Annotated in this window: 17 protein-coding genes and 2 pseudogenes; 1 reads left to right on the top strand and 18 read right to left on the bottom strand. The window is 59.4% G+C overall.

What is annotated here, in order from left to right:
* Positions 1-46 precede the first annotated feature (46 nt).
* The 3 genes and pseudogenes from C7H84_RS26750 to C7H84_RS26740 all read right to left on the bottom strand — a co-directional run bounded on the left by C7H84_RS26750 (position 47) and on the right by C7H84_RS26740 (position 4,515).
* Positions 47-1,375 carry an LLM class flavin-dependent oxidoreductase gene (locus C7H84_RS26750; protein ID WP_121861597.1) on the bottom strand — a complete coding sequence of 443 codons (1,329 nt, stop codon included), beginning with the start codon at positions 1,373-1,375 and terminating at the stop codon, positions 47-49.
* A gap of 550 nt (positions 1,376-1,925) precedes the next feature.
* A pseudogene (locus tag C7H84_RS26745) lies at positions 1,926-3,370 on the bottom strand (Tn3 family transposase).
* Positions 3,371-3,774: 404 nt separating this feature from the next.
* Entirely contained in the window at positions 3,775-4,515 is a 741-nt protein-coding gene (locus C7H84_RS26740) for a TIM barrel protein (RefSeq protein ID WP_205611463.1), read from the bottom strand.
* Positions 4,516-4,811: 296 nt separating this feature from the next.
* Between C7H84_RS26740 and C7H84_RS26735 the strand changes: the two genes are divergently transcribed.
* The gene (locus C7H84_RS26735; protein WP_121861595.1) at positions 4,812-5,318 is read left to right on the top strand and encodes a hypothetical protein; all 507 of its coding nucleotides are present in this window, start codon (positions 4,812-4,814) and stop codon (positions 5,316-5,318) included.
* Positions 5,319-5,641: 323 nt separating this feature from the next.
* Here the strand turns inward: C7H84_RS26735 and C7H84_RS36555 are convergent.
* The 15 genes and pseudogenes from C7H84_RS36555 to C7H84_RS26665 all read right to left on the bottom strand — a co-directional run.
* A pseudogene (locus C7H84_RS36555) lies at positions 5,642-5,956 on the bottom strand (helix-turn-helix domain-containing protein); the annotation flags it as partial.
* Positions 5,950-6,387, bottom strand: coding sequence for a hypothetical protein (locus C7H84_RS26730; RefSeq protein WP_121861594.1), 438 nt, complete (start codon positions 6,385-6,387; stop codon positions 5,950-5,952). The pseudogene C7H84_RS36555 and the gene C7H84_RS26730, both read right to left, overlap by 7 nt.
* Positions 6,388-6,485: 98 nt before the next feature.
* Complete coding sequence (locus tag C7H84_RS26725; protein ID WP_121861593.1) at positions 6,486-7,376, bottom strand: SMP-30/gluconolactonase/LRE family protein; 891 nt, start codon at positions 7,374-7,376, stop codon at positions 6,486-6,488.
* Between the two features lie 4 nt (positions 7,377-7,380).
* Complete coding sequence (locus C7H84_RS26720) at positions 7,381-8,223, bottom strand: NAD(P)-dependent oxidoreductase (protein WP_121861592.1); 843 nt, start codon at positions 8,221-8,223, stop codon at positions 7,381-7,383.
* A 24-nt stretch (positions 8,224-8,247) separates the two neighbouring features.
* The gene (locus C7H84_RS26715; RefSeq protein ID WP_121861591.1) at positions 8,248-9,255 is read right to left on the bottom strand and encodes a LacI family DNA-binding transcriptional regulator; all 1,008 of its coding nucleotides are present in this window, start codon (positions 9,253-9,255) and stop codon (positions 8,248-8,250) included.
* A gap of 96 nt (positions 9,256-9,351) precedes the next feature.
* A complete protein-coding gene (locus tag C7H84_RS26710) occupies positions 9,352-9,984 on the bottom strand; it encodes a 2-dehydro-3-deoxy-6-phosphogalactonate aldolase (RefSeq protein ID WP_121861837.1) in 633 nt (210 codons plus the stop codon).
* Between the two features lie 5 nt (positions 9,985-9,989).
* The gene (locus tag C7H84_RS26705) at positions 9,990-10,976 is read right to left on the bottom strand and encodes a 2-dehydro-3-deoxygalactonokinase (protein ID WP_121861590.1); all 987 of its coding nucleotides are present in this window, start codon (positions 10,974-10,976) and stop codon (positions 9,990-9,992) included.
* Positions 10,943-11,827: an SMP-30/gluconolactonase/LRE family protein gene (locus tag C7H84_RS26700; RefSeq protein WP_121861589.1), complete on the bottom strand. Its 885-nt coding sequence runs from the start codon at positions 11,825-11,827 to the stop codon at positions 10,943-10,945. Before C7H84_RS26700 ends, C7H84_RS26705 begins: the two co-directional genes overlap by 34 nt.
* A 57-nt stretch (positions 11,828-11,884) precedes the next feature.
* Complete coding sequence (gene ugpC / locus C7H84_RS26695; RefSeq protein WP_121861588.1) at positions 11,885-12,985, bottom strand: sn-glycerol-3-phosphate ABC transporter ATP-binding protein UgpC; 1,101 nt, start codon at positions 12,983-12,985, stop codon at positions 11,885-11,887.
* Positions 12,986-13,015: 30 nt separating this feature from the next.
* Positions 13,016-14,164, bottom strand: a complete 1,149-nt coding sequence (gene dgoD / locus C7H84_RS26690) for a galactonate dehydratase (RefSeq protein ID WP_121861587.1) — start codon at positions 14,162-14,164, stop codon at positions 13,016-13,018.
* A gap of 2 nt (positions 14,165-14,166) precedes the next feature.
* Positions 14,167-14,955, bottom strand: a complete 789-nt coding sequence (locus tag C7H84_RS26685; protein WP_121861586.1) for an SDR family oxidoreductase — start codon at positions 14,953-14,955, stop codon at positions 14,167-14,169.
* A 2-nt stretch (positions 14,956-14,957) separates the two neighbouring features.
* Positions 14,958-15,839, bottom strand: a complete 882-nt coding sequence (locus tag C7H84_RS26680) for a carbohydrate ABC transporter permease (RefSeq protein WP_121861585.1) — start codon at positions 15,837-15,839, stop codon at positions 14,958-14,960.
* Positions 15,836-16,705, bottom strand: coding sequence for a sugar ABC transporter permease (locus tag C7H84_RS26675; protein WP_121861584.1), 870 nt, complete (start codon positions 16,703-16,705; stop codon positions 15,836-15,838). Before C7H84_RS26675 ends, C7H84_RS26680 begins: the two co-directional genes overlap by 4 nt.
* 63 nt (positions 16,706-16,768) lie before the next feature.
* A complete protein-coding gene (locus tag C7H84_RS26670) occupies positions 16,769-18,010 on the bottom strand; it encodes an extracellular solute-binding protein (protein WP_121861583.1) in 1,242 nt (413 codons plus the stop codon).
* A gap of 291 nt (positions 18,011-18,301) precedes the next feature.
* The gene (locus C7H84_RS26665; RefSeq protein WP_121861582.1) at positions 18,302-19,426 is read right to left on the bottom strand and encodes a porin; all 1,125 of its coding nucleotides are present in this window, start codon (positions 19,424-19,426) and stop codon (positions 18,302-18,304) included.
* Positions 19,427-19,861: the final 435 nt, after the last annotated feature.

Below are 19,861 nucleotides of genomic sequence, written 5' to 3'. Positions count from 1 at the left end.
TTGACAGTCTCAAGAGAGTTTCACGAAAACAGGCGTTCCCTGCGCGTCAGGCGTAGAGGCTCCGCGGTTCCGGCAGCCCGAGGTTCTGGCGCAGCGTGGTTCCTTCGTATTCGGTACGGAATCGTCCGCGTCGGCGCAGTTCCGGCAGCACCAGATCGGCGAAGTCGTGCAGTGCGTGCGGCAGGTGGGTCGGCGCGATATTGAAACCGTCGGCGGCCTTGCCGTCGATCCAGGCTTCCATCGCGTCGGCCACGTCGTTCGCGGTGCCGATCACGGTCAGATGCTCCTGCGACATCGCGATCCGCTTGTACAGTTGCCGGATCGTCAGGCCTTCGCGCTGCGCCGTCTCGTAGTACATGCTCGCGCTGCTGCGCAGCCCGACGTCTTCGAGCGGCGGGGGCGGCACAGGGCCGTCCAGATCCATGTGCGACAGGTCGCCGAACGAGCGTTTCAGGATCGACAGCCCGACCAGCGGATCGATCAGCTCCTGGAGCATCGCGTATTTCTCCTGCGCCTCGTCGCGCGTGCGGCCGACGATCGGTGTCAGGCCGACCATCATCAGCAGTTCGTCCTCGCTGCGGTCGAGGGCCGGCAGGCGATCCTTGACCGACGCGTAGTATTTCTGCGCTGCCGCCATGCTCTGCTGGGCTGCGAACACGATGTCGCAATGTTTCGCGGCGATCTGCTGGCCGACCTCGGAGGTTCCCGCCTGCACCAGGATCGGCCGCCCCTGCGGCGAGCGCCGCACGCTGAGCGGGCCGCGCACCGAGAAGTGCTTGCCCGCATGACCGAGCACGTGCAGCTTCGCCTCGTCGTAGAACACGCTCGATTCCTTGTCGTGCACGAACGCGTCGGCGTCCCAGCTGTCCCACAGCCCCGTCACCACGTCGACGAACTCGGCCGCTCGCTCGTAGCGGGTGTCGTAGTCGAGATGCTTGGCGCGGTTGAAATTCCACGCTTCCTGCTCGGACCAGGAGGTCACCACGTTCCAGCCGGCGCGCCCGCCGCTGATCTGGTCCAGGGAGCCGTACTTGCGTGCGATGTGGTACGGCTCGTTGTAGGTGGTGGACGCCGTCGCGACCAGGCCGATCTGCCGGGTCTGGCTGGCGAGCGCGGAGAGCAGGGTGAGCGGCTCGAGTTCGACGTTGTGGCTCGAGCGGCACAGCGAACCCTTCGGCACGTCGTCGTAGCGCACGCCGATGCCATCCGCGAGGAACAGCAGGTCGAACTTGTTGCGCTCGGCGAGCCTCGCGACGTCCAGATACAAGCCGAACTGCGACGCCGCATCGGCCTGCAGCTCCGGGTGGCGCCACGCGCCGAGGTGGTATCCCATGTACCTGATCGACAGGCCGAGTTTCATCTGCTTCTTGCTCATCGGATCCTCTGCGTTTCCGTATCCATCGCGACAGGCGCGAGGGGCTCCCCGGCTGTCAGATCGGTTGGCCGGACTGCTCGGCCACCAGTGTGCTCCGTGCCGTTCTTGTCGCGTTTCGGCGGTAAGCGGAACTGATCATATCGACGCGGTCACACCCGGTAAACGCAGGAAAATAATAGTCGAACGTAAAGTTTTTCTTAACTTAGGGTTTGCGAGATCGGGGTAACGGAAACGCGCTGCGCCGCCTTCGGCGGGAAAAGGCGCCGGATCGCGCGGTGCTTCCAGCGATGCCGGAACCGCGGCGCTCGGGACTACGGTACGTCGCGTGGGAAAAAGTCAGGGGCTGCAGGGGGCGCCTTTGATTTCCATGCGTTTTTCCGGTTAGGCGCCATTAGGCCTGGCAAGGCCTTGCCTTGCGGCCCTAAATATTTATTCCGACAAAACAATGGGTTAGCGTCTACCCTTCGCTAACGAAGCAGAGGGCATGTCCAGACGTGACTGCATTGAAGGTGAGCGGTCCCTCGACCGGCGGTACCAGTACACCCCGTCGTTAGGCGCTCCGACTGGTTGACGGAATGGAGTTGCCGGCCGCGATGCTCGGCAAGATCCGCTTTGCGTACAGCGACACGGGAAAATTGAAGGTGCCGCGCAAGTTGATGCCCTCGATATGAGTTGGGCGATTCGCCGGAGTTGCTCGGTCGTGATCGGCTGCCCCCGGCTAGCTTCGATGTCCTCCAGGGCTCGTTGCATGTGGGTGGTGTTCCAGGCCATCAAGATGTTCGAGAGCAGGGTCAACGCCGATGACACTGCCGCGAGCGATTCCTGGCGCCGAGCTAGCTCCACCGGAATGCGACCGATGTGAATTGCGCGTTGCACGGTATGCACCGCTTCTCCCCGATTCAGGGCATGTTGCAACTCCGACCGGAAAGAGGCATTGGTGAAGTAGTCGATCAGAAAAATACTTCTGAATAAGCGGCCGATGTGAACGCCGCCATCGTACACAGCCTGCCCTCGAGCAGCTGATCCGAATCTGGCAATCGCTTCGACCGCCGTGCATTGGCCAGACGTGTCGTTGACAACCTTCAGTACCCATCGCCGGAGCATCTCGAGTACCTGACCAGTCGCAATACAGAGGGAATACCGCATGAAGCAGGCGGCTTCGATTCGTCGGCTTTGGGGTTCGATTCGCTTGCTGATCGATGGCGGGCGGCTTGCACAACGGCGGGCGTAGTGGCGCACCATGGCATCGTTGCATTCAACCGGCCAACGCGTTGCCACCTCGTGCATCGTGAGCAAATTGACTTTGTCGAGGATCTCGCTTATCTGATGGGTCGAGTTGCGCAGTGGGACGGCCCACAGCCATCGCTGGAGACTTGAATGTTCTCCATGGGGCTGAGCCAGTACTCGCGCCCAACTCTCGAGTTTTTCCATACCGACGGCATGCTCGAGCGCGCCATGCAGTTGCCCCTCAATGTCGCGTACGGCCTGGACGACGAACTGCCTGAGCATGCGCTCCGGTGGTATCACGATGCGATGGTCGTAGAACCAACGTTTGACATCGTTCGTCAACTGGCCGCGTTCGGGGCGGCCGGTGAGTTGTTCTTTGAGCCAACGGATGACATACCGACGTTGATGTTCCGCGACGGCTCGAAAATTGATGGCATCCCGAGCAAAGCGCTGGTGGTCGGATAAGGTCTTGAGGTTGCCATCGTAAAGTGAACGTAACGTGCCAAGGTCTGGCGGCTTCACATTCAGCTGTCGTCCAAGATGTCACCAGAGAACCGTGGGAATCTGCTTGTACGAGCCGAGTGGCCGGCCGGTCATGCGAAGAAAACCAATGTGCAATGCGACCGCGAGTCGAAAGAGATCGGTGCGTCGTGAATCAATGGCAACACGCTCCCGCTTGGAGAACGTGAAGAATGTAGCGAGCTCGAACTCGCTCAACTCGCGCGGCACCTGCCGGATCCCGAGATAAGCCAATCGCCAGTGGTCCATCAGCGACTCCGCATCGATGACGAGAGCGGCCAAGCGTAGCGAGGCAAAAAATGAGGTGCTACGGGGAAAGTCGGATGGCAGCTGTAGCTGTCGATCGCCTAAGAAAGGTGTCGGAACGAAAGCGAGCCGAGGCGCTCAAGCTGCGCGAGCTGTCGTCGTTGAGATCAGATGGCGTGCGTCAACAAGGAGCTGCTCGAAGCCTTATTTTCTTGCGACCCTAAAAGATCGCTAATTCACCTTATGTCAAATCATTAGAATGCCGAATGTTGGCTGTCTGATGATCCGCTGGCGCTGGGCGGAATCTCACCTGCGTTCGCCGCGGCGTCGCCGGTGCTGATCAGTGTGAGCTTCGCGTTATCCGTCCCGCCCGGCCCGCCATTGCTCGTCCGTGTTATCCGTTCCACCTACCACCAATTCCTCTGTCTTGCGGCCGTTAGCGCGTACTCCAAAGGCGGCAAATCGGGATACCAATGGCGCTCCCATTCCAGACTGATCGCGCCGCGATAATCGTCGTCCCGCAGCGCGGCAAGCAGTGCGGACATCGGAAATTCGCCGTCGCCGGGCAACACATACGAATAGCCCGACAGCGCGTTCGCGTCGGTACGGCTATCCTTGACGTGAATGTGCTGTACGCGATCACCGATCAACCGCCACGTTCGTATCGGATCACATCCGCCTTTTCGCCAGGTGTGGTGGGTATCCCAGATCAGTCGACAATCGGGCAAGGCCTCGCTCAGGTGGCGCAGGTTGTCTTCGATCGCGAAGGCGTCGTGTGTCTCCACAGCGATGTCAACATTCCAGCCGCGATCCGCGCGCAACGACCTCCACCACATCCATGTCGACAACGCCTGCTCGATTTCCTGATCGCTGCCGCTCCGCCCCCCGTCGAATGCACGGAGCGTCGAGGCGCCGCATGCCTCGGCCCAAGGCACGTAGCGGAGAAATGCGTTGCGGCTTTCGGCCGTGTTCCCCACCAGTTGGAGAGACGTCCCAAGGCTCACGATCCGAGCAGGTGCGCCGAGCAATGTGCCGGCAAACATCTCCGGGCAGCCGTATTGCGATGCGAGATAATCGGGAAGGTCGACCGTACCGCCGAGCGTACGCAGCTCCAGGCATGGAATGGCATGACGCTGCGCAATGTCCATTACTGTCGTCAGGTCGGCATGCCCACATCCAAGTGATGAAAATGCGCGGGTGAAATTTGAATCGCTATATTCCATTATGTTTATATCGCACGTAAATGCGCCTGGCCGCTAGTGTCTCGCGGATCGTTCATCGCCAAACGGGATATGATTCCATGGCCGCTTTCTTTCAATCCGGACAATTGATTCAGAATTGCCTATGCTTGAATCGACGGAAACGACGCCGATTTGACTTCGGATGCATGGACTTGCGGACTCGTGGTTGCGCACGTCGTTTCGTCCTGGAATGGAGACTTGCCATGAACATTCGTTTCGCGCCTCAAGTAGCAATTGCAGCGATCGTGCTTACAAGCGGCTGCTCCCCACTCACTCCCGTTTCGACGGGACAAGCGCTTATCGGTCAACCGGCCCCTGCCGTGGAGGCCCGTTTGGGCCAACCGCGGGAGCAGTACCCGCGCGCTGACGGCGGAGTGCGCTGGCTTTATCCGACTTGGCCGTTGGGCCAATCCACCTATGCCGCCGACTTCGACGATAGCGGACGTCTGATCTCCTTTCGACAAATACTGACATCAACCGACTTCGCACAAATTCGCATCGGCGAGTCCACGCAGCACGACATCCTGCAAACCTTCGGCAAACCAGAGCAAATCGCCGATTTCCCCGCGGTCGACCGACGCGTCTGGTCCTATCGCTTCCGGCGCGACGGTGTCTGGCCGGCATTGATGAATGTCTACTTCGATCGCGACAACGTAGTGCGGTTAACTCAGCTCGGCCGCGATCCTCTCTATGACGAGGGACAGGAGTAAATATTGCAAGTGCCCCTGATGAATCGCGCTTCGTCTGCAGGCACAAGACCTTTCATCAGGGGATCGACAAATCACTTCGATAATTATCAGCAGATCATCGTATATCAGTTGAGTAACGGAAATAATCAATATGGCTAACACCTGCATTGCATGGCGAAGTAAGATCGCCGATTTAAATTTGCTCCGTCATTTCAATGCACTCTCCCCCGCCACCCGACCGAACTAAAAATACCCCATAACATCGTTGGTAATTCGGCTGCGGCAGCTCCGTGGGCAGATAGATTCTTCGTTACATTATCCGGCTAATATCAGCTGCGGCGCGCACGCTTGTGTTGCAGGAGAAACGCCCTGAGCTGGCTTACCCCACCTTCATAGCCTCGATCGCGGATCTCCATAAGCAACCTGGTCGCCGGAATCCGCTTTGGATGTGCCGCTTCGATTCGCTCGAGCAAAAATGCGTGATATGGCTGCAGCTTGGTCGGACGTGCCGGGCGGGGCCCGTAGCGGCAAGCCCGCTCGTTTCGCAAATAGCGTCGCACCGTGTTGCGCGACACACCGGTCTTCCGCTCGATATCCCGCACACCTACCCCTTGGCTGGCGAGTTCTCGAATTTCCAGCACCTTCTCATGGGTCAACATCGTCGTACACCCGCCTTTCCACACGTTGATTCTGGCTGTAAGACAGTTTCGCGCGCGTATTCGAGGCTGCGCGGAAGCTCGAACAGCCTTGCCGTGCTCGCAAGGTTGCGTGTCCGCTTGTTCAGCATGGAAGACATTTCCGCGAGCGCTTCGACGAGCGCCGAATTCTGCTGCGTCGCCCTATCCATGTCCGATACGCATCGATCGACCTGATCGATGCCGAGACTATGCAACGCCTGATCCGTCATGAGGATTGAACTCCCGACGGTGTCAGCATGAACCGGCGCAGCGGCGAACATCAGAATCGTCAGACAGTGCGCCGAAAAAATCGCTGCTCGACGAATCCCCGAGATGAGATATTCGACCGATGTCGACACCTCCGTCCACGGTTCGGCTCGCAAATTTCCCGTCACCTTCATTTCTTTCTGCATTCCTATTCAAATGGAATGAAATTCATTCGCGATTTGCCCGACCTACCCGGGTTCAATTCGGCTCGTCGCCCGTCTGGACGAGCATTGCGCCGATACCGTCAATACTCGAATACGGGCTCCCGAAGCCCACGTGTACGGACCTGCACTGCAAACACTGCGCCGTCGAGCGGGTTTTGGGAGGTCGGCGGACGTATTGTGGTCACGTACAAGGTATCGAGTTGCGATCCTCCGAAAGCACACATTGCGGGCTTGTTGACCGGTAGTTCGATCGTCTGCTCGAGATCGCCCGAGGGCGTGAAGCGCAGTACCCGTGCGCCGTCGTTCGCGCAAATCCAGTAACATCCGTCGGCATCAACCGCCGCACCGTCGGGCCTGCCCGGATACGGATTCATGTCGATGAACACGCGGCGGTCATGCGCCACCCCTTCGTCTTCATCGTAGTCGAACGCCCAGATTGTCTGTCGCGACGGGTGCGAATCGGACAAGTACATCGTCGTTCCATCAGGACTGAATGCCAGACCGTTCGGAACGATGAGATCGTCCGCCACGACGCCGAGGCCTTCGTTCTGTGCCCCGAACCGATAGAGAACGCCGCTCGCCGCGCCCTGGGCCATGTCGTGCACCATCGTGCCTGCAAGAAATCGCCCTTGCCGGTCGCATCGGCCGTCGTTGAAACGCATGTCCGGAAGAGCGTGATCGACGCCCGTGACACGCACGAGTTCGGGCAACAGCTTGTTCGGATCGAGGCGATCGATACGGAACAGGCCCGACTCCATGGCAAGAAGCCAGCCGCCAGCATGGGTCCTCGCGATGCAGCCTGCCATCTCTGGCAGCGTCCAGCTCGCCTGCTTCGCCGTGATCGAATCCCATCGCCACAGCGTCCTTCCGATAATGTCGGTCCAGTAAAGTGCACCCTCGGCAGGGCACCAGACTGGGCTCTCGCCAACGGTGCAGATCATGTCCCCGACGCGTTCGACGCGATTCCACATTGCCTCAATCTCCGAAAGGACCGACGGCGAGGAACGAGCCTCCCTGGAACCTTACGGCCGGGTCGCCTTCGGCCAACGGCGGCAGCGATTCGACCCGCGCGCGAAACTGCTCCGACGACTCGACTGGCGAATAACCGAGATGCTGTGCCGCGCGGTTGTCCCACCAGCGATCGCGATTGTTCGATACGCCATATACAATCGTATGGTTCACATCTGCTACAAACATCGCGCGGCAAAGCAGTTGTTCAAGGTCGTCATACCCGAGCCACGTGACCAACATGCGCCGGTCCTTTGCCTCCGGAAACGAGGAGCCGATTCGAAGCGACACCGTTTCGATCCCGTAGCGATCGAAATAGAGCTGCGCAAGATTCTCACCGAATGCCTTGCTTACGCCGTAATAGCCATCAGGTCGTGGGCGAACGGTCGCGTCGATCCCTTCGCTCTGCTCGTAACAGCCGGTCACGTGATTCGAACTCGCGAATACGATGCGACGGATGCCGCGCCGACGCGCTGCTTCATAGATATTGAACGTACCCAGGATGTTCGCAGGCAGAATTTGTTCGAACGGGCGCTCCACCGAGACGCCACCGAAATGCACGATCACGTCGACGCCGTCGACGAGTGCGTCGACGGCTCGCCCATCGGCCAGATCGCACTGAACGATCTCCTCGCCCTCACGCTCCGCTCCAAGATTCGCGATATCGGAAACGCGAACGATATCGGCATAGCGCGTTAATCTTTCCCGCATGACCGTTCCGAGATTGCCGGCCGCGCCGGTCAACAAGATCCTGTGGCAATGTGCGACGACACCGCGGAGCGGATCGTCGAATTTCGTTTGATCGTTCATATACCGAGAAATACCCATGGCTTTTCAATCGCCGCGCGACCTTCTTCCTGCGGTCGATTTCCGGAGAACCAGCTCCGGCTCAGGCAGGACGGCCCGCGACTCCTTTCCGTTGATGATGTCGATGAGATGTTGTGTGGCGATCGCCCCGATGCTTTCGCCACCCATGTCGACGGAAGTCAAGGCTGGCGTTACGTATTCGCCGAATGGAATGTTGTCGAATCCGACAACCGAACAGTCGTCCGGCACTGAAAAACCAAGCTCCGACGCATGTTTCAGAAAACCGATCGCGATCATGTCGTTGAAACAAATCACCGCGTCTACGGGTTCGCTCCCAAGCAGTATCTTTGAACACAATCTGGCGCCTTCCTGCGGAGAAGACGCATCGGTTTCAAAACGTGGCAGCGACATGCCGTGTTCCTTCAGACATGCGACCGCACCGGCGTATCGCTCTTCGTCGGCCCGCGCCTTGTTGAAGCCCACATAGACAATGCGACGATGCCCGGATCTGACGAGATAGTTCGTGACCATGTAACCAGCATCGCGGTTGTACGAATCGATCTGGCTCTTTCCCCACCCTTCTCGGCGATCGAAAAATATGTGCGGTTTCGACAGTTCAACCGCCCATTCCATCTCGTCCTCACGAAGCTTTGAATGGATCATCAGTCCGTCGACACGCATGCAAAGGTCTTCGAGAAGCTGCCGTTCGCGGCTGGCATTCTCTTCGCTGTCGACAAGGAGCAGGCTATAGCCATGTTTCATCGCGACCCGATTAGCACCTTGCACCAAGGCGGCAAAGTACTGGTTGTGCATATCGGGAATCGATAGCCCAAGCGTCCTGGACCGCCCCGTTGCCATGGATCTCGCCATCGGATTCTGGTGATAGCCGAGCGTCTTGATTGCTTCTGCCAGGCGCGACTCCACGTCAGGCGAAAATCGCTGGAGTCGATTGATGAATTTTGACACCGTCGCGGTCGACACATTCGCCGCGGCCGCCACGTCCTTGATGGTTGGCGCACTCTTTCTTTCTGTCATGGGACTCGATCGCAAGCTTGAAAATTCTTTTGGAAATACATTCATGCAGGCATTGATCCGTCGACACCGTGCGCCCCATTCCGGACATTCGCAGTATCACGCTGTCATGCAAGCACCCTTGAGCATTTTCGCACGGAGACCAACATCGGCGGCAGTGAACCCCGGCTTGTATAACGTCCCCCCGACGCCGAAGGCACCAATTCCCGCTGCGCGGTACTTCGGGATCGAGTGCTCGTCGATACCGCCGACCGCAAATACCCGTGTCGAAGGCGGGAGCACCGTCAGCCACGCCTGCAGCCCCTTGCAACCAATCTGATCGGCCGGAAACGCCTTCACCCCATGTGCCCCGGCATCCAGCGCGGAAAACGCCTCGCTGGGCGTAGCGACACCCGGTAGCGTCACCAAGCCGGCGGCGACGGACACGCGCACGATCATGGGAGCGATATTCGGAGAGACCACCAACGCACCGCCTGCGTCGGCCACGCGTTCGACGTCGTGAATCGAAGTCACGGTTCCGGCGCCGATCAACGCACTGGCGCCAAAGGCATCGGCAAGACGGCGAATGCTCGTGAACGGATCGGGAGAATTGAGCGGCACCTCCAGCATCCGGATGCCGTTGTCGATCAATGCGCCGGCGATTTCCACGACTTCATCGGGACGGACGCCGCGCAGAATGGCGACGAGCGGGCATTGGGACACGAGCGCCTCAAAACGTGCAACGTTGGGCATATGGGTCACTGGATTTCTCCGTTGAATTTCGCCAGCTCGAAGCATCCGCGGATGCTGGCGTTCAAATCGGCCACCTGCGTGTCGACACCAAGATACTCGGCCGCACGCTCGTAACATGCCGTCAACGTATGCGAACCGATCAGCGTCAAACCGTGGCGCCACGCATCCGGATAACGCTCCCGACCGGCCGCATATTCGTTGCCGATCAGCAGGCCGGACAAATAACTCTCCGCGTGAAATGCACCGTCGTCGAAAAGACTGCGCGCGCGAACCGCGAATGCGTCGGCCGCGATGCCGGTCGAACGAAAGCCTCGCCGGACACCTTCTTCGAAACTCGGCGTATCGGACGACGAGCGCGATTCGTTCGCGTCCATCGAGTGCTTGAGAATCGTATGTCCCTTCAGTGCCGCGAACATGTCACCGGTCATGAACGTGCGGAAATCGGCAACCGAACGATCGCGTGCGAGAATCCATTTCGAGTGCGTGCCGGGTGTCACCACGATCCGCTCGCACCCGAGCGCCTGCGCGCCGATCACCTGCGTTTCCTCCCCTCGCATCACGTCGTGCCCCGTCGTGGCGTCGAAGCGATGCAGTCCGGGGATGAACCTCAGGTTCATTCCCCCGGCCGTCAGACGGACCACCGCGTCCGCAATATCGCCGAACTCTGCCGGACAGTCGACGTAACGCGCCTCGACCCAGCCCTGACGACTACCTGCCATACCGCAGAGATAGATCGGCAGCGTATCGAGCTCGCGTTCCCAGTTGGACAGCACCAAGCGAAACGTGCCTTCGAAGGCTCCCGCCTGCACCGTCGAGATGCCTCGTGCGGCAGCAAGGATGTCCAGCACGGTGCCGTCGGCGGAAACCTTCGCCGCACGAAACGATGTTGTCCCCCAATCTACCGCGATCATGCACGCGCGCTGATCTAGCGCGCGCGACGCTTGCTGATATTTACCGTTCATGCCGACATCTCCGAGCAACCATCCAAGCATGCGCGAGCAACCGGCAACCCGGGCACCGGCATGTCAATCGCGAACAACCCGCCGGCAAGCGGCCCTGCACGCAAACCAGCTTGCCCGACATTGACCGTAGCCGACGTGACGTACAGCGTCTGCAGCGAATCGCCGCCGAACGCGACGCTCGTCGGCCGCTGCACTGGCATGCTGATCGTTGCGATACGCTCGCCGTCCGGGCTCAATCGAACCACGCTCCACCCGTCCCACAGAGCGCACCATACGCAGCCTTCCGCGTCGACGGCGAGGCCGTCGGGTACGCCATCGTCGAATCGGGCGAACACGGATCGTTCACCGACGGTTCCGGTGGCGAGCGAATAGGTGTAGCGCCAAATGGTCTTCTTGCCGGAATCCGTTGCATACATCACGGTTCCGTCCGGGTTCCATCCGATTCCGTTCGGGCAGATCCATTCGCCGTCGACCATCTCGGCCGCAGTTGTACTGTCGAATCGATACAACCGCCCCGGCAAGCCAGCTTGCTCGCTCATCGAGCCCACCCAGAATCGCCCGCGCGGGTCAGCTGCACCGTCATTGAACCGGTGATGCGGCGAATCATGCTCGGCATGCGTAATGCGTGTGAGCGTGCCGTCCTGTGTCGACAACTGAAAAAGGCCGCTGCGCAAGGCAAGCAGCAATTCGCCGCCACCGAGCGACGCGACGCAACCGACACTTTCCGGCAGCGTCCACGCACCCGTCTGTCCGAGTCCGGGTGTGAACCGATAGACGGATGGGCGGATGATGTCCACCCAATAAAGCGACCACTCATCGGGACACCACAGTGGCCCTTCTCCCAGGATCGCGTTCGCCGCTTGTACCAGTCGAACCTGCATGCTTCAATCCAAAAAATTTGAACAACTCGTAGAACAACTAACGTGTTTTGTGCTGCGTCAGTAGAGCGCCTTTCCGCCCGCATCGAACACGAACACATGCTGCTCCGGAAAGCGAAGGTTGACAGTCTGACCGATCTGAAAAGCCGTCGAATCCGCGCTGAGCTTGACGGCTATCGGATCGGCGTGACCGGAGATTTCGACGTAGGCAATAGCGACTTCGCCGAGATGTTCGATCAATCTGATACGTGCCGACACGCCGCCGCCTGCGCCTTCGCTTGCACTGCCATCGACCACTACGTGCTCGGGTCGAATGCCGATAGCGCCGCCTGACGTCGGCAGGCCGTGGCTATTTTCGGCAATTGCTACCGACGTCTTGCCGCCGATAACGGCCTTGTATCGCCGGCCTGCGTCCGACACGAAATCGCAAGGAAGGATATTCATGCTCGGCGAGCCAAGGAAGGTCGCGACGAACTTGTTCGCAGGGCGGTTGTACAACTCGAGCGGCGCACCTACCTGCTCGATTACCCCTCCGTTGAACACCGCGATCCGGTCCCCGAGTGTCATCGCTTCGACCTGATCGTGGGTCACATAGACCATCGTCGCCTTCAGTTGACTGTGCAGGCGCGCAAGCTCGATACGCATCTGCACCCGCAGCGCAGCATCGAGATTCGATAGCGGTTCGTCGAAAAGAAACACGCCCGGCTTGCGTACGATCGCACGTCCGATCGCAACACGCTGGCGCTGACCGCCAGACAGTGCTTTCGGTCGGCGGTCGAGCAACGGGGTCAGCTTCAGGATGTCGGCAGCCTGCCGAACAGCCTTGTCGGCCTCCTGCCGACTCGTGCCGGCCAGCTTGAGACCGAAAGCCATGTTCTCGTAGACGGACATGTGCGGATAGAGCGCGTAACTCTGGAACACCATCGAAACGCCCCGCTTCGATGGCGAAACATCGTTGACGCGCCGGTCTCCGATCACGAGATCGCCACGCGAAATATCTTCGAGTCCCGCCAGCATTCGAAGCATCGTCGACTTGCCGCATCCGGACGGTCCGACGAACACCATGAATTCCCCGTCTTCGATGTCGAGGCTGACATTGCGAATGACTTCCGTACCGTCGTCATAGCGCTTGCCGATTTCTTGCAGTCTTACGTTTGCCATTTTGAGTCCCTGCGAGTTTCTTGCCCGTGCTTACCATTCGGCCAACGAGCCATCCTCGAGCCGGAAGATTGGATTGCGCCAGCGATGTCCGGTCACGGCAGCTTCACGCACCGCTTCCTCGTCGATTTCGATGCCCAGGCCAGGGGCGTCGGAGCGAGCGACGAAGCCCGCCTCGAATGCGAAAGGATTCCCCTTCAGATACCGGAACATCGCGTTGTCGTCGCCGTGATAGGCCACGTTGGTCGACTGCTCCTGAATGAACGCATTCGGCGTGCAGAAATCAATCTGCAGCGACGCCGCGAGCGTAATCGGTCCAAGCGGGCAATGCGGCGCGACCGCCACATCGTATGCTTCTGCCATTGCCGCTATCTTCCGCAGTTCCCAGATCCCCCCGGCATGGCTGACATCCGGCTGGATGATGTCGACAACACCGGCTTCCAGCACCGCCTTGAAGTCCCAGCGCGTGAACATGCGTTCGCCGGTCGCGAGCGGCACGGCGCAACTGTTCGCGACCTCCTTGAGCGCGTCGGTATTCCCCGGCAACAACAGTTCTTCGTAGAACATCGGATCGAGAGGCTCGATCGCCTTCGCCAGAACCTTCGCCACCGGACGGCGCACGCGACCGTGAAAATCGATGCCGACGCCGACATCCCTGCCGACCGCTTCACGAACAGCAGCGAACTTGCCGACTGCCGCGTCGATCGATGACGGCCGTTCGACCCAATCCGCCTCAGTCGTCACGCTCATCTTCAGGACCGTGTAGCCAGAGGCGACCGCCTTACGTGCATCGGCTGCACATGCTTCGGGCGTATCGCCGCGTACATGTGCGTAAAGCCGAACCTTGTCGCGAACGGAGCCACCCATGAGTTCGTGCACCGACACGCCCAATGCCTTGCCCTTGATATCCCAAAGCGCCTGTTCGATGCCCGAGATTGCGCTCGAAAGTACGGGGCCACCGCGATAGAAACCGCCTCGATACATCACCTGAAACAGATCCTCGATCTGTCGAGGATCACGCCCAATCAGGTAGTCGGAAAGTTCCCGTACGGCAGTCGCGGTCGTCTCCGCCCGACCTTCGACGATGGGCTCGCCCCATCCAGCTAGGCCAGCGTCCGTCTCAATCTTCAGAAATTGCCATCGCGGCGCGACGCGGAACAGCTCGAGTTTCGTAATCTTCATCTTCAGTTTCCGTGGCGATTGAACAGGTGTGCGGACAAACCGTTGTCTGCCAGCAAATCCGCACCGGTCATTGCGATCGACGCATCCGACATCAGAAATGCCACGAGTTCTCCGATGTCCTCTGACGCGTTGATACGGTGTGTGGCATGCAACGAGTGATAGAGACGCCCGAGTTCCGCGTTCTCCCGAATCAGTTGCCGGATATGGTCCGTAGACGTCAAACCGGGGCTGATCGAGTTCACCCGAATGTTGTAACGGCCAAGGCTCCAGGCCATTGCACGGGTCATCGACGTAATACCGCCCTTCGTCGCCGCATAGCACTCGAACCCCTCCATGCTGGCGCCCGCGTGATTCGACGAGATGTTGATAATCGAGCCACGCTGCACCGGACGCATCATCCGTGCCGCGTGTTGCGAGCACAGGAACGTCGACCTGAGGTTCGTATCGATCTGCCGTTGCCAGTGCTCGAGCGGCACCTCGAGAAAGTCTTCATGTATCGTGATGCCCGCGTTGTTCACGAGCCCATCGATTGCACCGTACTGCTGCTCGACGTACGCGAACAGTTTCTCGATGCTCTGCACATCGCTGACGTCGCACGGCACGAACCGGACGTCGAGGCGATCCGCACGCAACGTCTCTGCTACACCCTCTCCGCTCGCATTGCGCTCTGCCATTACGACACGCGCACCACGCTCCGCCAGCACCCTGACGATGCCGAGACCGATGCCCGCGCCACCGCCCGTCACGACCGCGATACGTCCGCCAATGTCGTGTTGATTTTGGCTCCTCATGTTCACCCCTTCACCGCGCCGGCAGAAATACCGGCAACGATCTGACGTTGCAGCACCAGAAACATCACCAGTAGCGGCAGCGTGCCGAGCACCGCGGCCGGAAACAGCTTCGTCGGATCGACGTCCTGCGTGCCGATGAAGCGGAACACGGAAACGGTGATCGGGAACTTGCTCTCGTCGGACAAAAACAGCAACGGATACACCAGATCGTTCCACACGTGCAGCGTCACGAACATCGCGAGCGTGCCGGTGATCGGCCTCAACAGCGGCAGGATCACATACCAGTAAACCTGCCACGCGGAGCAACCATCGAGGACCGCCGCTTCTTCAAGTTCAGGCGGAATCGATTTCAGGAAACTGCAGTAGAAGAAGACCCCCAGCGGCAGGTTCAGTACCGTATAGGCAAGGATGATGCCGGCGTAGGTGTTCAACAGCCCAAAATCGCGAAGCAGCAGATAGATCGGCGTAAGGCTGACAAACATCGGAATCGTCAAACCGAGCGTCAGCAAAATGTACAGTGCACTCGACATCCGGGTACGCAAGCGGGCCAGCGGATACGCGGCCATGGACCCGATGACCGACACGAGCAGCGTCACCACGACGGTGATGCCGATCGTGTTGGCGACGCTTCGCCAGTAGTTCATTTCCGCGAACGTACGCGTGTAGTTGCTCCAATGAATCGTCGACGGCAATCCGAGCGGATTCAACGCGATCTCGGACCCCGATCGCACCGACATGGCCAGCATGTAGAGGATCGGTAGCAGGACAACTCCCGTTATCGCGACTGCCAGAATGGAGCGCAGAAACACCGGGGCATTGCGAAGGAACGACACCGTGCGCCTCACGGAATATCCTGTTACGCCAGGCATGGTTGCGATATTCATACGGACTGCTCCCGTCTCCTCAGAAACCAATTTTGCAGGCAGGCAATTACCGCGATCATCAACAGCATCACGATCGACAGTGCGCTGGAGAAACCGAAACGATATTCGCTGAAAAGGCTGTTGAAGATTTGCAGGCCCAGCGTCGTCGTCGCGCCATCAGGCCCACCCTGCGTCAACACGAGCGGCAATTCGAAGCTCTTCAACGTACCGATCGTGCTCAACGTGATATTGACCGTAAAAGACGGTGCAAGCAGCGGAACGTCGATCTTCAGGAATCGCTGCCACGCGTTCGCACCATCGATGCGTGCAGCATCATGAAGTTCTGCCGGAATGCTCATGTAACCGGCCAGGAAGATCGCCGTCGAATAGCCAACGTACATCCAGATCTGTACCGCTGCCACGGACAGCAATGCGACCCCCGGATCGCCGAGCCACACTTTTTGGAAATCACCGAGGCTCAACGCCTTCAGCAATTCGTTCAAGCCACCGCCGAGCGGCGAATAGATGAACTGCCAGACGTAGGCGGCTACCACGGCCGAATACATGCTCGGCACAAGCAATGCGACTCGCGACGCATTGCGGATCTTGGGTAGCGAAAAAAGAAGTGCCGCGATTACCAGGCCGAGCGCATTTTGCACAATGACCACGACGGCCGAATACATCAGCGTAACCTTCAGAACGCCAAAGTATTCTGGATTCCTCATAATTTCGATGTAGTTTCGCAGCCCGACCCAGGTCTGGTCGCCGACTCCGGTAAAACTCGTAAGACTGAGCCTCACCGCACTGATCAGGGGGTAGATCCCGAACACTGCGTACAACGCCAGCGCCGGCACCGCGAACCACAATAATTGATTTCGTCTGTTCATTTCACTCTTCCGGTGGGCGCCGCCATTGGCGGCGCCTGCCCTATACCAAAGTGGTCACCGACTTCACTGCTTCTGCAGCGCGCCATCCCAACGCGCCAGTACCGCATCCTCGTCCTGGTTGATGTTCAGCATGTACGCGGCCATGCTCTTCTGCATTTCAAGAATGAACGCCGCGGAGAGATCGCCCTTCGGATGCGCCACCGTGTTGCCCGCCTTGCGAGCGTCTGCGTAGAGCTGCTCGGATTTCGGTGTCTGCGAAACGTCGTTCACAAACGGGCTGAACGCAGCATCCGCCTTGAGGAATTGCCCGAGGTTTTCCTGCTTGGTCCAGAACTGCAGCCAGCGCTTGGCGGCCGCCGGCTGCTTGGTTGCAGCGTTGATCGCCCATGCCGTGCCAAGCAGGTCGATACCGGCCGCCTTACCGCCATCCAGGCCGGGGAACGGTGCAAAAGCGAAATTCAGCCCAGGGGCATTGGCCGTGATCTTCTGGATGCTCCAGGCACCCTGCGGCATCATCGCGACCCGGCCAGCCTGGAATTCGGTCAGGCCAAGGCCCCACGGATCAATGCCCACGCTCAGCTTCGGGTCGTAGCACTTCGCGTCGGCGAGTTCCTTAAGGGCTCCGATTGCCCGCTTGAAATTCGGATTGTTTTCGAACTTCCTCTTGCCCGAAGCGAGTTCGCCGACGAAGCCCGCATCCGCTTTCACGCTGGGCGCCAGGCCCATCGACAGCGCGAACATGGCCGGCGCCCAGCCATCCTTTGCGGGCAGGAGCAGCGGCGTAATGCCCGCGGCACGCAGCTTCCCGCAACTGGCCTTCAGCTCGCTTACCGTAGTGGGCACGCGGTCAACGCCGGCCTTCTTCAGCAGGTCCTGGTTGGCGAACATGCCGATACCGACGACTTCCATCGGCATCATGTAGTACTTGCCGTTGATTTGTGCGAGCGGCTTGACGTCCGGCGACAGCTGGACAACGGCCGGATCGTTGCTCAGGTCCATGAGCTGCCCAGCGGGCGCCCATTGCCGGATCAGCGGACGATCGACCATCATGACGTCCGGGGCGGCCCCGCCCTGCAACCGGGACGACATGATCGTCGTCGTATCGTTCCGTGCGACGAAATCAAACTTGATCTTGATGTCCGGGTTTTCCTTCTCGAACTTCGCGATCAGTTCCGGCATGGCGGCAGGTTCCGCCGCACCGCCTTTCCATGCACTGACGTTCAGTACCACTGGCGCCGACTGGGCGGCCGCCGCAAAGGCGGTCAGCAAACCGCCGGCGAGAAAATGTGTCAGACGACGCTTCATGTCTCTCTCCACTATCCCGAGGATAGATCGTGATTTACGACTGGTCGCGGCAACCCGGGCGCCAGTCAAGTTAAACGCTTACCTTCCCGAGAAGTATCGCACCCGTCCGGTCTTCCGGCAACGTCGACATACTCCGGATTTACCCCAATCAACACTGCGCGCCGCGGTGCCATTTCGAGCGGGCGGACACGATACGACCTGATTGGGTAGCGGGATCAATACTTCCCGGACACCTACTCTAGACGCTCTCGCGCACCGACAACACTCGCGCGCTTCGAACGGACAATGAGCTTAGAAGTTGTGCATCACGCCGACGAACGCACCGGTCTGCGAATGGCCGGCCGCGGGAGATACGCCGTTGCCCGTCACCGGATCGCCGTAGCCAGGCGCAACCGGCCTGATCGAGAAGTTAGCGTTGGCGCTGTTGGTGACGTGTGCGACCGTCGCGTAGAGGAACGTCGATTTCGACAGGTCGTACATCGCGCCGAGGTTGAACATCAGCCCGGTGCCTTCGCCATCGTGATCCTTCGTCCAGGTACCGCTGCCGACCTTCATCAGGTACGCGGCCCCCATTGCGTGGAAGCGGGGCGTTACGTCGTAGGTCAAGCCGGTCCAGAAATGGTTGGCTTTGCTGGACAGACCCGGACCCGTGTTGGGTGCCGAGTAATGCGACCAACCGGCTTGCACCGTTGCCGGGCCAAATACCGCCTTGCCGCCGACGAACAGTTCTTCCGACGCGACGAACAGGTTGTCCATCTTGCCATTCTGGTTGTTGACCTGGTCGTAAATGGCACGGACTTCCCACGTCGGTGCAACGTAGGCAGCGCTCAAACCCCACGCCAGCCCGTTTTGCACGACCGTGTCCGCCGGTCCGAGCCGGAAACCGTTGGCGCTGTTCCCGAGGTTGACCTGCGCGGCGAATTCGAACCCGCCGAACGACGGCGACTCATAGCGGATGCCATTGGCGAGTTTCGAGCCGTTGCGATAGTTCGTGAACGTTGACGCTGAGTAGTCCTCAAGGAGGAACGGATCGAAACGCCAGATGTAGTTGTTGATGAAGTTGCCTTGACCGAGGCGCAGCAAGCCGTACTGATTGTTCTGCAATGCCACCCAAGCGGCGCGCTGGAAAAGCTTGCCGCCGCCCTGGTTGCCGTTAGCAGACGAGAAAGCGCCTTCGAGAGAGAACAGCGCCTTGTTGCCTGCGCCGAGATCCTCCGTGCCCCGGATCCCCCAAATACTCGTGCCCCACTGGCTGCCTTCCGCGAACCGCGAGCCGGTCGTGTTGGCGCCCGTCTTGATGTTGCCCAGATACTCGACGCCACCACCAACACGCCCCCAGAGTTGCACACTGGACTGCGCATGCGCGCCCAACGCCATCGTGCCCGCAATCAACGCGGTCAAACATTTACTTTTCATTGCAATGATCTCCTGGAACCTTTGTCGACGCTCGCCAGGTACGGACACCCGACGACGACGGTCGCTCCGATGGCCATTCTTGGTAAGCGTTTACCAACTTTAGCGCCGGACATGTTCCTGGAGAAGGTGGTGGTTTCCCTTAAGGAAACCTGTCGACACACAAACATCCTTTAAATACAATGCATTGGAATAATTTTTCTATCCTATGCAAGCAATAAATTGCCGATTTTGTATGAGTAATCGATTACCATTTTCCTGCGGAACATGGCGCACGCACGCTGCACCCAGCCTTATCAGCCAACTCGAGACGTCGATCGATGACGCAACCTCCCCTCATTGACTATGGCGGTCGTCGCCTGGTGTGTATCGGCACCGAATCGAACATGCTCTATCTGGCTCCGGAATCGGGCGGCCGGCTGAATGAAATGAACGCGT

Origin of the sequence: Burkholderia sp. Nafp2/4-1b (assembly GCF_003635165.1) — a bacterium.
In the GTDB taxonomy this organism is placed as follows: Bacteria; Pseudomonadota; Gammaproteobacteria; order Burkholderiales; family Burkholderiaceae; genus Burkholderia.
Note: the sequence above shows the minus strand (reverse complement) of the source record. Positions and strands in the feature narration are given on the sequence as shown.